11 protein-coding genes and 1 tRNA gene are annotated in these 11859 nt (G+C 65.9%); 1 reads left to right on the forward strand and 11 read right to left on the reverse strand.

All coding sequences use genetic code 11. From position 1 onward, the window contains the following. The 4 genes from B7L05_RS05780 to hspQ all read right to left on the reverse strand — a co-directional run bounded on the left by B7L05_RS05780 (position 1) and on the right by hspQ (position 1824). A complete protein-coding gene (locus tag B7L05_RS05780) occupies positions 1-543 on the reverse strand; it encodes a GNAT family N-acetyltransferase (RefSeq protein ID WP_085809324.1) in 543 nt (180 codons plus the stop codon). Between the two features lie 173 nt (positions 544-716). Next, positions 717-986: a 50S ribosomal protein L27 gene (rpmA, locus tag B7L05_RS05785; protein ID WP_085809326.1), complete on the reverse strand. Its 270-nt coding sequence runs from the start codon at positions 984-986 to the stop codon at positions 717-719. A gap of 26 nt (positions 987-1012) precedes the next feature. After that, positions 1013-1318: a 50S ribosomal protein L21 gene (gene rplU / locus B7L05_RS05790; protein WP_085809328.1), complete on the reverse strand. Its 306-nt coding sequence runs from the start codon at positions 1316-1318 to the stop codon at positions 1013-1015. Between the two features lie 128 nt (positions 1319-1446). Beyond that, on the reverse strand, positions 1447-1824 hold the full coding sequence (hspQ, locus tag B7L05_RS05795; RefSeq protein ID WP_085809330.1) for a heat shock protein HspQ: 378 nt from the start codon (positions 1822-1824) through the stop codon (positions 1447-1449). A 123-nt stretch (positions 1825-1947) separates the two neighbouring features. Here hspQ and B7L05_RS05800 point away from each other — a divergent pair. Beyond that, positions 1948-2037 (forward strand) — tRNA-Ser (locus B7L05_RS05800). 436 nt (positions 2038-2473) lie between these two features. Here the strand turns inward: B7L05_RS05800 and B7L05_RS05805 are convergent. From B7L05_RS05805 to B7L05_RS05835, 7 genes are all read right to left on the reverse strand, one after another. After that, entirely contained in the window at positions 2474-3160 is a 687-nt protein-coding gene (locus B7L05_RS05805) for a response regulator transcription factor (protein WP_085809332.1), read from the reverse strand. 1 nt (position 3161) lies between these two features. Then, entirely contained in the window at positions 3162-5846 is a 2685-nt protein-coding gene (locus tag B7L05_RS05810) for a sensor histidine kinase KdpD (protein WP_085809334.1), read from the reverse strand. After that, on the reverse strand, positions 5846-6424 hold the full coding sequence (gene kdpC, locus B7L05_RS05815; protein ID WP_085809335.1) for a potassium-transporting ATPase subunit KdpC: 579 nt from the start codon (positions 6422-6424) through the stop codon (positions 5846-5848). The genes B7L05_RS05810 and kdpC overlap by 1 nt, the downstream gene beginning before the upstream one ends. A gap of 12 nt (positions 6425-6436) precedes the next feature. Next, a complete protein-coding gene (gene kdpB / locus B7L05_RS05820; RefSeq protein ID WP_085809337.1) occupies positions 6437-8470 on the reverse strand; it encodes a potassium-transporting ATPase subunit KdpB in 2034 nt (677 codons plus the stop codon). Between the two features lie 12 nt (positions 8471-8482). Further along, on the reverse strand, positions 8483-10186 hold the full coding sequence (gene kdpA / locus B7L05_RS05825; RefSeq protein ID WP_085809338.1) for a potassium-transporting ATPase subunit KdpA: 1704 nt from the start codon (positions 10184-10186) through the stop codon (positions 8483-8485). A 13-nt stretch (positions 10187-10199) separates the two neighbouring features. Further along, positions 10200-10289: a K(+)-transporting ATPase subunit F gene (gene kdpF, locus B7L05_RS05830; protein ID WP_019517694.1), complete on the reverse strand. Its 90-nt coding sequence runs from the start codon at positions 10287-10289 to the stop codon at positions 10200-10202. A 127-nt stretch (positions 10290-10416) separates the two neighbouring features. After that, positions 10417-11295: a TorF family putative porin gene (locus B7L05_RS05835; RefSeq protein ID WP_085809340.1), complete on the reverse strand. Its 879-nt coding sequence runs from the start codon at positions 11293-11295 to the stop codon at positions 10417-10419. Positions 11296-11859: the final 564 nt, after the last annotated feature.

Raw genomic sequence — 11859 nt, forward strand, 5'->3', positions numbered from 1 at the left:
CTACGCCGCGATCGGCATTCGATTTGGGTCGCTGTCCGCCTCAAGATCGAGCACCAGCGATGCGCTGGCCGATCCGCCGCCGTGCGGAAGCGCGGCGCCGCGGCCTTCGTCCCGGAAACCGAGCTTGGCGAGCACGCGCAAAGCCGCAGCGTTGCCGACGTGCGGGTTCGCCTCAAGCCGCCGCAGCGGCAGCGCATCGCGCGCCATGTCGATCACCGCGTTCGCCGCCTCGCTCGCGATGCCGCGCCCCCGCGCGGCCGGCATCAGCCAGCAGGCGAGCTCGGCTTTATCGCGCGCGCGCGCGATGAGGCCGATCCCGCCGACTGTCGTCGGATAGCCGCACTCGTGCGAGAGGATCAGGAAGCGCGCGTCGGTGGCGCCGTGCGGCGCCGCCAGAAAGGCAGCGGCTCGTTCGGGCAGGCGCGGGCAGGGGAGGCCCGCCTGCAGCGCCGCGGCGCTCTCGCGCATGATCGCCGCCATGATGGCGTTGGTTTCCTCGGGCCAGCCGGGCCGCAGCGTCAGTCTCTTCGTCCGCGCGAACATCGTCGCTTCTCCTCCCGGCGCGCCATAGCGGCCGTCGATGACGACCCGGCGACGCGCTGTTGCGGGAGCAAGAAAAAAGGGAGCCTGGGCGGACCCGGCTCCCTCGTCGTTGGCTGGCCTCCCAAGTGGAGGCACCGGATCGCCCAGTGGGCAACCCGGTTGGTTACCCGATGTTATTCGGCCGCCTCGGCCATAATGTCGACCGAACAGAATTTACGGCCAAGCTTGCCGTCGTGGAACACCACGCGGCCGTCGACGAGCGCAAAAAGGGTATGGTCCTTGCCGATGCCGACGTTGCGGCCCGGGTAGAACTTGGTACCGCGCTGACGCACGAGGATGTTGCCCGCGATCGCTTCCTGACCGCCGAACTTCTTGACGCCAAGGCGACGGCCGGCCGAATCACGACCGTTACGCGACGAGCCGCCTGCTTTCTTATGTGCCATTGTGCTTGCTCCTTACGCTTCGCGGATCAGGCCGACGCGCCGATCGACACGATCTTCAGGATCGTGTGATTCTGGCGGTGACCGTTGCGGCGGCGATAGTTGTGACGGCGGCGCTTCTTGAAGACGATGACCTTCTCGCCCTTCGCCTGCGCGACGATCTCGGCAGCGACGGTAAGACCGTTCGTGGGCTTCAGGTCCGAACCCTCGCCCGCCAGCAGAATGTCGCTCAGCGTGACCGATGCGCCGGCATCGCCCTCCAGCTTCTCGACGACGATCTTGTCTCCGGCGGCAACGCGATACTGCTTGCCGCCTGTGCGCACGATTGCGAACATGGCCCTGTCACTCTACCCAAATGTCTGTGCCCGGACCGGACAGCCGGACCAGGAGGAACGGCGCAGCTAGGGGAGGGGGCTGCGCTTGTCAACGCTTCGGCAGGTAGGAGCGCCGAAAAACGCTAGACTCAGTGGCGATGTTCGCGGCGGAGATTGTAACGGCCGTCGACCAGTCCGGTGAACAGCCCAGCGATCGCGGGATGATCGACCGGCTCGTCGCTTTCGTCGTGCACCAGGTTCTGCTGGCTGACGTAGGCGACGTAGGTCGATTCGGCGTTCTCGGCGAGCAGATGATAGAAGGGCTGGTCCTTACGCGGCCGGATGCCTTCAGGGATCGACTGATACCATTCGTCGGTATTGGCGAACACCGGATCGACATCGAAGATCACGCCGCGGAAATCGAGCATGCGGTGACGAACCACATCGCCGATGGTGAATCGGGCGTGGGCAATCGGCGGCGCGACGGGTGCATCATCGACGGTCGTTGGGCTGGTAGCAGCGGACATAGGCGTCAATCTAAGCGCTCTTCGACGCGGCACAAGCTGCCGCTTGCGCACCATCCACTTCCACGATAGAGGCGCCCCCTCGATCGCCCGGACCGGCCTTTCTCGCCGCTCCGGAGCCTCTGCGGAGAGGTGCCAGAGTGGTCGATTGGGACGGTCTCGAAAACCGTTGTGGGTTTACGCTCACCGTGGGTTCGAATCCCACCCTCTCCGCCATTTAGCGTGTGAAGCTAGATCAGACCTTCGCGCTGTCGACCGCTCTGATGGTCGCGTCGATACTAGCCGTCACAGCGCTCTATCACCGCTTTCTTGCCACCTTGTTGCTGCTTCGACTGAGTCTTTGAGTGGTCGCGTTTGCCGGTGATCAGCTCGCTGGCTCGCTCGAGGTTTGCAGGCAAGCTTGGCTAACCATGGCCAGCGGCCACCGCACGATGTTTGCCGAGAATGCCGCCTCGATGCCCGCGCTTCAATCAGCTCCCGTGTATTGCAGGTGAGGCGAGCAGGTGATCAGGCGGTCGAACATTCACGTGAAACGATCGGCGAACGGCGGGACTGAGAGACGTTCGGGGACGGGCCGTCGAGGTGATCTGTGCAAACGGAGCTACGCGTAGAGCGTCAAGGCATCCCGCGATCCCGGCGAGCGGCGTCCAGATTAGGGATCGGGTCGTAGCCGGTATCCAACGCCCAATTCGTTGGCGATGACGCTTCCCACCGGCCTAGGCGCTTCAAGTTTCTGACGCAGATTGCGGATGACGATGCGCAGATATTCGACGCGTGGATCCTCTTCCGCCCCCCAACATGCCGCGAGCACGCGTTCGTGGGTCACCACGCGCCCGATATGGCGCGCCAAGACGCCCAGCACCTCGTGCTCCTTGCGCGTAAGATGCACTTCTTCGTCATCGCGGCAGACGATCCGCCGGTCGAGGTCGATGCTCAGATCGCCTCGGCGCACGATCTTCTGCGTCGTCTCCGACGATCCATGATGTCGCAGCGCGACCCTGAGGCGGGCAAGAAGCTCTTCGGTATCGAACGGCTTGGTCACGAAATCGTCGGCGCCAAGATCGAGCGCGGTTACCTTCTCGTCGACTGCGTCCCGCGCAGAAACCACTAGGATGACGATGCCGTCGTGCGCGCGGAGCTGCGGAATGATGGCCAGACCATCGCGGTCCGGGAGACCGAGGTCGAGCAGAACCGCGCTGGGGTGCTCAACGGCGGCCTGGCGAAGCGCCCCCTTGGCATCATCGGCTTCGACGACGGTATAGTCCGCCCGGATCAGCGTGTTACGCAGCAGGCGACGGATCGCCGCGTCGTCATCGACCACGAGAATTTTGCCCGGCATGTCAGAAGGCGCTTTCGGCGATGTTGTCGCGGACGATCAAGGCAGGTGGGAAAACCAGCGTGAAGGCGGCACCGCTACCGTCCGGCCGGTTGGCGGCCTCGACGGTCATGTCCATCGCTTCGGCAAAGGCCTTGACGATGGCGAGGCCGAGCCCGGTGCCGCCGATCGCGCGATCGGACCCCTCAAGGCGCCTGAAAGTCTCGAACACCTCGCTCTCACGACCGGGCGGAAGACCGGGGCCGTGATCGAGCACGGCGAGCCGCAGTTCGCCGAAATGGTTGCGGCCTTCGATCACGACATCCGTTCCCGGCTCGCCATAGCGGCCGGCGTTATCCAATAGGTTGAGCAGGCAGTGATGCAGCAGTTGCGGATCGGCCCGCACCAACGGCAGATCGGGCGGAACATCGAGCCGCACGGCATGGCCCTCCAACGCGCGTCGCGCATCGTGCGCGGCACTGGTCACCGCGTCGCTCAGATCGGTCGCCTCAACGTTCAATTTCAGCGCTCCGGCCTCGACGCGGGCCATGTCCAGCAGGTTGGCAACGAAGCGGTTCAGCCGTTGCGCTTCGCCCTCGATCGTGCCGATCAGCTCCGGCGTCGCGCCATGGTGCAGTTGTGCCGCAGCGGCGATCACGGCAGTCAACGGCGTGCGCAGATCGTGGCTGACGGAGGAGAGCAGCGCCGCCCTCAGCCGGTCGCGCGTGCGGACCGCATCGACGTCGCGCATCTCGGCTTCCAAGCGGAGGCGTTCCAGGACGAGTGCCGCTTGATCGATCAGGCTGCCGAGCAGCGGCAATTGATCCGCACGAACCGGGCTTCCGGCCTTGTCGCTGGCGACACCCAGCACGCCCAGTACCCGATCACCTGCCGTCATGGGTTGGAACAGCCACTCCGATGCGGCGAGCGTGCCGGACCCCTTTCCCGCAGGCTTGCCGGTGTCCAATGCCCAGCTGGCGGCGGCATGGTCCATGGCCTCCAGCCGATAGGCGGGATCGCTCGCAGCGAGTATCTCCAATTCGGCACCGTCCGTCCGCCGAAGCAGTACGACTTGGACGTCGAGCAGGCGACGCACGTCGTCGCATATCATCTGCGTCGCGACGCCGAGATCGTTGACGCCGGCAATCTGACCCAGGAACCCGGCCAAGATAGCGTTGGTGCGCGCGCTTGCCGCGGCGAGATCGGCCTGCGCGCGAACACGTGCGGTCAGTTGGCTGGTCGCGATCGCAATGCCGAGCAGGACCATCACCGAAATTAAATTTTCCGGATCGCTGATCGTCAGCGTGCCGGTTGGGGGCAGGAAAAAGAAATTATAGCCGAGGCTGGACGCGAGCCCGGCATAGAGCCCGGTGCGCAAACCGAAGAATGTCGCCGCCGCCATGACCGGCAGCAGGTAGAGTAGCGCCACGTTTCCAAGATTTAAAATCTGGAACAGGGTACTCGCCACAGCGGTCACCGCCGCCACCATCGCCGTCGTTGCGGCATAGCCTGCCGGGGTACCCCAGCGTCCCGACGGCCGCCGAGCGTCTCGTCTTGGCGGCGAAGAAGCGGGCATCGGCAGGACGTGGACCGTGACGTCGGGCGTATCGCGGACCAGCTTGTCGACGATCGACCCGTGGAGAAGTTCGAACCAGCGCGTACGGTTCGACTTGCCAAGCACCAACTGCGTGGCGCGCAGATCGATCAGCACCGACTGGATGCCGCTGACGACATTTTCGGCGGGTACGGTCGCCACCGCGCCACCCAATTGGGTCGCCAGGTTCATCGTTGCGGCGACACGCGCGTGCTGCTCGGCGGTGAAATGGGCGGCGCGGGGCGTCTCGATGAACACTGCCGTCCACGGGCCACGCAGGCCATCGGCAACGCGCTTTGCAGCGCGCACCAGCGCGTCGCATCCCGGCAGCTCGCTGATCGCCACCACGATGCGGTCGCTACCGGCCCATGTACCGCCGAGGCCGAGTGCTCGCACGTCGTCGAGCATCCGTACGTCAACCGCTTGCGCGGCGCGGCGCAGCGCAAGTTCGCGCAGGGCCGACAGGTTCGACTTGGAGAAAAAGTGGCCGAGTGCGCGGGTCGCCTCGGCCGGCAGATAGACTTTTCCTGTTTTAAGGCGCTCGATCAGCTCGTCGGGGGGAATATCGACGACTTCGATCTCCGCCTGCTCGAGGATATTGTCGGGCACCGTCTCGCGCACGCGCACGCGCGTGAAGCTCGCAACGACGTCGTTCAGGCTTTCGACGTGCTGGATGTTGACGGTCGAGTAGACGTCGATACCTGCCGCCAACAGCTCCTCGATATCCTGGAAGCGTTTGGGATGGCGGCTGCCGGCCGCATTGGTGTGCGCGAGCTCGTCGACCAGCGCGAGCCGCGGACGGCGGGCAAGGATGCCATCCAGATCCATCTCGCGCAGCGTGCGGCCTTCGTAGGGCATGTCGCGGCGAGGGATGATTTCATATCCACGGACCAGCGCCTCGGTCTCGGCGCGGCCGTGGGTTTCGACCACACCGATGACAACGTCGACGCCGTCACGCTGCTTTGCCGCGCCTTCCGACAGCATTTCAAAGGTTTTGCCCACGCCGGGCGCTGCACCCAGGAAGATCTTTAGGCGACCTCTGCCGTCCTGCGTGGCGGCGCGCAGGAGGGCGTCGGGATCGGGACGGCCCACATCCGGTCCTGATCCCGCCCGCATCAGCGCGCGGGCGTCATGGCGTCGAGCGCGCGGTTGAGCGCAAGGACGTTGACGTGGGCATCGCCAAGCAGCGAGGTTCCAGTCTTCTCTGCCACGAGCGCGCGAACGCGATCGGCTGGCATTCCGCGAACGCGCGCGATGCGCGGTGCCTGTGCCAGCGCGGCGGCGGGCGACAGGTCAGGGTCGAGACCCGAGCCGCTCGCGGTGACCAGATCGGCCGGCAGCGGCCCGGTCACGCCTTCGGCCTGTCGCTTGGCGACGTCGGGCTTCACGCGATCGACCAGCGCCTGCGCCGTCGGCCCGAGGTTCGAACCGGACGAGGCAAGCCCATCATAGCCCTTCCCCGCCGCGGACGGCCGCGTCTGGAAGTAGCGATCGGCGGTGAACGCCTGTCCGACCACCGACGAGCCGATCACCGTGCCATCGGCGCCGCGCACCAGGCTGCCGTTGGCCTGGTTCGGGAAGATCGCCTGCCCGATGCCAGTCATCGCCAACGGATAGGCGAGCCCGAGAAGCGCGGCGAACAGGATCGTCATTACGATCGCCGGACGCAATGCGGAGGAGAAATCCTTACCCATCGTTCTATTCCCTTACGCGAGGCCGAGGCCGCCGACCACGAGGTCGATGATCTTGATGCCGACGAACGGCGCGAGAAGGCCGCCGAGGCCGTAGACGGCGAGGTTGCGCGCGAGCAGCGGCCCTGCCGCCATCGGCTTGTAGGCGACGCCCTTCAACGCCAGCGGCACCAGCAGCGGGATGATCAGCGCGTTGAAGATGATCGCCGACAAGATCGCGCTCTCCGGCGTCGCCAGCCCCATCACGTTGAGCACGCCGAGGCCGGGATAGAGCGCGACGAACATCGCCGGGATGATCGCGAAATATTTCGCGACGTCGTTCGCGACCGAGAAGGTGGTCAGCGCGCCACGCGTCATCAGCAGCTGCTTGCCGAGGCCGACGACCTCGATCAGCTTGGTCGGATCGCTGTCGAGATCGACCATGTTGCCCGCCTCGCGCGCGGCCTGCGTGCCGGTGTTCATCGCGACGCCGACGTCGGCCTGCGCCAGCGCGGGCGCGTCGTTGGTGCCGTCGCCGCACATCGCGACCAGCTTGCCACCGGTCTGCTCCTTGCGGATCAGCGCCAGCTTGTCCTCCGGCGTCGCCTGCGCGAGAAAATCGTCGACCCCGGCCTCAGCCGCGATCGCCGCGGCGGTCAGCGGATTGTCGCCGGTGATCATCACGGTGCGGATGCCCATCGTGCGCAGTTCGCCGAAACGCTCGCGGATGCCCGCCTTGACGACGTCCTTGAGGAAGATCGCGCCGAGCAGGCGACCGTCCTTCGCCACCGCCAGCGGCGTGCCGCCGGCGCGCGCGATCTCGTCGGTGATGCGCCGCAGCTCGGTCGCCGCCGCGGTCTCGCCCGATCCGGCATTGGCACGCAGAATTGAATCGACCGCGCCCTTCTGGATCAGCGTGACACCTGCCTTGATCCCCGACACGCGCGTCTGCGCGGTGAAGGCGATGACCTCCGCGCCGTCGGGCATCGGCCGCTGGAGGTTGAACCTGTCGCGCGCCAGGAGGACGATCGAGCGCCCCTCGGGTGTCTCGTCGGCGAGGCTGGCGAGCAGCGCCGCCTCTGCGAGCTCGGCATCGCTCGTCCCGCCGACCGCGCGGAACTCGCTCGCCTGGCGATCGCCGATCGTGATCGTGCCCGTCTTGTCGAGCAGCAGCACGTCGACGTCGCCCGCCGCCTCCACCGCGCGGCCCGATTTGGCGAGCACGTTGAAGCGCACCAGCCGGTCCATCCCCGCGATACCGATCGCCGAGAGCAGCGCCGCGATCGTCGTCGGGATCAGCGTGATGAGCAGTGCCGCTAGAATCGCGACGGGGATGCTGCCCCCCGCGTAGGACGCGAAGCCCGGGATCGTGCCGACCGCGATCAGGAAGATGATCGTGAGCCCCACCAGCAGGATCGTCAGCGCCACTTCGTTAGGCGTCTTCTGCCGCTCGGCCCCCTCGACCAGCGCGATCATACGGTCGAGGAAGCCCTTGCCCGGCTCCACCGTCACCTTGACGCGGATCTCGTCTGAAATGACGCGCGTGCCCGCCGTCACCGCCGATCGGTCACCGCCCGCCTCGCGGATCACCGGCGCACTCTCGCCGGTGATCGCCGCTTCGTTGACCGACGCGACCCCAGAGACGACCTCGCCATCCGACGGGATCAGGTCGTTCGTCTCGACCAGCACGATGTCGCCGACCTTGAGCTGGCTGGCGGGCACGTCGTCGAAGGCGCGGCCGTCACCCTTCAGCCGCTTGGCGCTCAGCTCCGCCTTGGTGGCGCGCAGGCTCGCCGCCTGCGCCTTGCCGCGCCCTTCCGCCAGTGCCTCGGCGAAGGTGCCGAACAGCACCGTGAGCCACAGCCACACGGCAAGCTGCGCCTTGAAGGCGACGCTGAGTTGGTCCTGCCCGATGACGAGCAGGATCGTCATCAGCGCCGCCACCGCAGCGGTGACGAGCATGACGGGGTTGCGGACGAGCTCCTTCGGATTGAGCTTCAGGAACGATGCCTTGATCGCCGGCACGACGAGGTCGGCCGTAAACAGGCTCTTGGTTTCGGACTTTGCCATCGTGGCCTCTCGTCAGAACAGCTGGCCGCGGATCATCGCGAGATGATCGGCGATAGGACCGAGCGCGAGGCTCGGCAGGAAGGTGAGACCGCCAAGGATCAGGATGATTCCCACGAGCAGGCCCACCCACAGGCCACCGGTGGTCGGGAACGAGCCCGCGCTCTCCGGCGTGTACTTCTTCGCCGCGAGGCTGCCGGCGATCGCCAGCATCGGCACGATCACGAAGAATCGGCCGAACCACATCGCGACGCCCAAGAGGCCGTTATAGTAGGGCGTATTGGCGGTGAGCCCGGCGAAGGCCGATCCATTGTTCCCCACCGCGCTGGTGAAGGCGTAGAGGATCTCCGAGAAGCCATGCGGCCCCTTGTTGAGCGGCCCGGCGAGCCCCTGCTGCAGCACGCTGGAGAGCGCGGTGAAGCCGAGGATGACGAGCGGCAGCACCGCGATCGCCAGCACGGCGAGCTTCACCTCGCGGCTCTCGATCTTCTTGCCGACATATTCGGGCGTGCGCCCCACCATCAGCCCGGCGACGAACACCGCCAGGATCGCGAACAGAAGAAAGCCATAGATCCCGGCGCCGACGCCGCCGATCACGACTTCGCCCAATTGCATGTTGAACAGCGGGATCATGCCGCCGAGCGGGGTAAAGCTGTCGAGCATGCCGTTAACCGCGCCGCATGATGCCGCGGTGGTGACGACCGAGAAAAGCGCGCTCGCGGCGATACCGAAGCGCACCTCCTTGCCCTCCATGTTGCCGCCGGCGACGCTGAGCTGCTGGAGCACGGGATTGCCCGCCGCTTCCTGCGCATAGGTGACGGTGACGCCCGCGAGGAACAGGATTACCATCGCCGACAGGATCGCCCAGCCCTGGCGCGTGTTGCCCACCGCCTTGCCGAACGTCCACGTCAGCCCGAAGCCGATGAGGAAGATCGACAGCATCTGGACGAGGTTGGTGAGCGCTGTCGGATTCTCGAACGGGTGCGCCGAATTGGTGTTGAAGAAGCCGCCACCGTTGGTGCCCAGCATCTTGATCGCTTCCTGGCTCGCGACCGGGCCGGTCACCAGCGTCTGCGCGGCGCCTTCCAGCGTCCGGATCGCGATCGTGGCGTCCATCGTCTGCGGTACCCCGCTAGCGATCAGGAACAGCGTGTAGACGATGCAGATCGGCAGCAGCAGGTAGAGCGTGACGCGCGTCACGTCCGCCCAAAAGTTGCCGATGGCCTTGGCCTCGCGCCTGGCGAACCCGCGGAACAGCGCGAAGGCGAGGGCGATGCCCGTCGCCGCCGACAGGAAGTTGTGGATCGTCAGCCCCAGCATCTGGCTGAGGTTCGACATGGTGCTCTCGCCGCCGTAGCTCTGCCAGTTGGTGTTGGTGGTGAAGCTGACCGCGGTGTTGAACGCGAGATGCGGCGACAGTCCCGCCAGCCCCTGCGGATTACCCGGCAACACGCCCTGCAGGCGCAGTACCGCATATGTCAGGATCAGCAGCGACACGTTGAACAGCAGCATGTGCACCGCGTAGCGGCGCCAGCCTTGCTCCTGGCCGGGATCGATGCCGGCGAGCTTGTAGAAGCCGCGCTCGACGGGGCCGAGCACGACATGCAGCGGCGTATGCCGCCCTTCGTACAGCGCGTGGAGCCACAGGCCCACGGGTTTGGTCAGCGCCAGCAGGATGCCGACGAAGAGGAGGATCAGGAACCAGCCCTGAAGTGTCATCGCACCGCTCCCTTCAGAAGCGTTCGGGGCGGATCAGCACCGCCACCAGGTAGACGAGCAGGCCGATCGCGGTCAGCGCCGCGAGCCAGAGGTCGAGTGTCATCGCCGCGTTTCCCTCACGCCCGGATGGTCAAGCATTGTCGCACAGGCGGGCGTAGGCGAGCGTGAGCGCGCACAGCCCGATGATGATGCCGATCCACAGCAGGTCCTGCATTGCTATCCTCCGGTGATTAGAAGGCGGCCGTCAGCGAGACCACGAGCGTGCCGCCGGCGATGTTGCCGGTGCCGTCCTGGCCCGTGCTGAAGCTGGGGCGAAGGTAGGTCGCCTCTTTGGTGGAGATGTCGGTGTCGACGTAGCTGACGTTGAAGGTCAGGTTCTTGTACGTGGCATCGACGCCGAGCGACCAATCCCAGTATTCGCCGGTTGGCGACACCGCGGTCGCATTGGGGCCAAGCCCGTTCTGTCCCCAGCTGTGGCCGACATGCGCCTTGGCGGTGAATGGCATGCCCGCCAGCGCCAGCGCCCCGTCGCCCCACAGGTAGAGGTTGTCGTCCTTGTCGCCGGGATTGGTGTAGACGCCGGTCGCCGCGTCCGCGCCGGTGTTGTACCATTTTCCTATCGCCTGCTGCTCGGGCGCATAGGCAGCGCCCGCGGTCAGCGTCGCCGCGCCGGCGGTGCCGGTCAGCTTGATGTAGGGCTCGGCGAAATCGGTCTTATCGGCGCCGCCCGGATACATGTACCACGTCAGCCCGACGTCGAGCGCGGCATTGTCGGCGAGCTGCGCCTTGTAGCCGCCGATCAGGTCGAGCTCCATGTTGGCGCCGCCGAAGGTGCCCCAACCCGCGAGGTTCGATGCCCAGGCACCGGCGTAGGGTCCGCTCGCGTGCGAGACGGTGATGCCGCCCTGCACCGCCATGTCCTTGTCGGACTGCGATACGCCGCGGAAGCGATAATCGGACGCGATCGCCGCCGAGCCGCTGACCGTGAGGGCAGGGGGCGGTGCCGTTTCGGCGGCCGGTTCGGCCTTGTCATTCGGCGTTGATTGCGCCTCGACCGCGATCGGCAGCGCGAAGAAGGCAACCGAGACGGCTGCTTGATACCACTTCATTCCTTCATCCCGTATTGGGCAATCATCACATGACGACCACCATCAGGGATGCGCGATTAGGCCCGCGCCGCGTTTCATTTCGAGAGCGATTCCAGCTAATCGCATAGTGCGCGCATATAGATGTCGTTTTTCGAGGGACTGCACGGTTGATGGCGCATTCCAGCCGCTCGAAGTGCGCCCGTCGCCGGCCCGTCGTACCGGCTCACGAAGTATTGAAGGCATATCATCCCATCCGAAGAAGCCTCTCACCGGGGCGGGGGAGACGCTGAGCGACCGGGCATCCGGCGGCTCTTTCGCCGCTTCGTGAGTACGGGTGATCGAAATCGGGTCGGCTGTTTGCGACCTGCCGTTCAATACCGGGTTGGTATTGCCAGCGAGCCGTCGGTCTAACTTCGTTCTATCTAAGGCCGCTCGGTAAAACGGCCAGGCATCCCGCGAACCACGGCTCTGACCAGTCGCGCCGAAACGAAGTTGGGAGCAGATTCAGGGAACAGCTCAACGCCACTGGACCATTTGTGCGGTGATTTGGCTTCCTGATCGCCAGATGACGGCGTTGCGCACTTG

The sequence above is a fragment of the Sphingomonas sp. TZW2008 genome, assembly GCF_002117915.1.
Taxonomy (GTDB): domain Bacteria; phylum Pseudomonadota; class Alphaproteobacteria; order Sphingomonadales; family Sphingomonadaceae; genus Sphingomonas.

Coding starts and splice junctions, on each gene's coding strand:
- B7L05_RS05835 (WP_085809340.1), bottom strand. CDS start 11,295: ATGAAGTGGTATCAAGCAGCCGTCTCGGTTGCCTTCTTCGCGCTGCCG.
- kdpF (WP_019517694.1), bottom strand. CDS start 10,289: ATGACACTCGACCTCTGGCTCGCGGCGCTGACCGCGATCGGCCTGCTC.
- rplU (WP_085809328.1), bottom strand. CDS start 1,318: ATGTTCGCAATCGTGCGCACAGGCGGCAAGCAGTATCGCGTTGCCGCC.
- kdpA (WP_085809338.1), bottom strand. CDS start 10,186: ATGACACTTCAGGGCTGGTTCCTGATCCTCCTCTTCGTCGGCATCCTG.
- hspQ (WP_085809330.1), bottom strand. CDS start 1,824: ATGTCCGCTGCTACCAGCCCAACGACCGTCGATGATGCACCCGTCGCG.
- B7L05_RS05805 (WP_085809332.1), bottom strand. CDS start 3,160: ATGCCGGGCAAAATTCTCGTGGTCGATGACGACGCGGCGATCCGTCGC.
- kdpC (WP_085809335.1), bottom strand. CDS start 6,424: ATGGGTAAGGATTTCTCCTCCGCATTGCGTCCGGCGATCGTAATGACG.
- rpmA (WP_085809326.1), bottom strand. CDS start 986: ATGGCACATAAGAAAGCAGGCGGCTCGTCGCGTAACGGTCGTGATTCG.
- kdpB (WP_085809337.1), bottom strand. CDS start 8,470: ATGGCAAAGTCCGAAACCAAGAGCCTGTTTACGGCCGACCTCGTCGTG.
- B7L05_RS05780 (WP_085809324.1), bottom strand. CDS start 543: ATGTTCGCGCGGACGAAGAGACTGACGCTGCGGCCCGGCTGGCCCGAG.
- B7L05_RS05810 (WP_085809334.1), bottom strand. CDS start 5,846: ATGCGGGCGGGATCAGGACCGGATGTGGGCCGTCCCGATCCCGACGCC.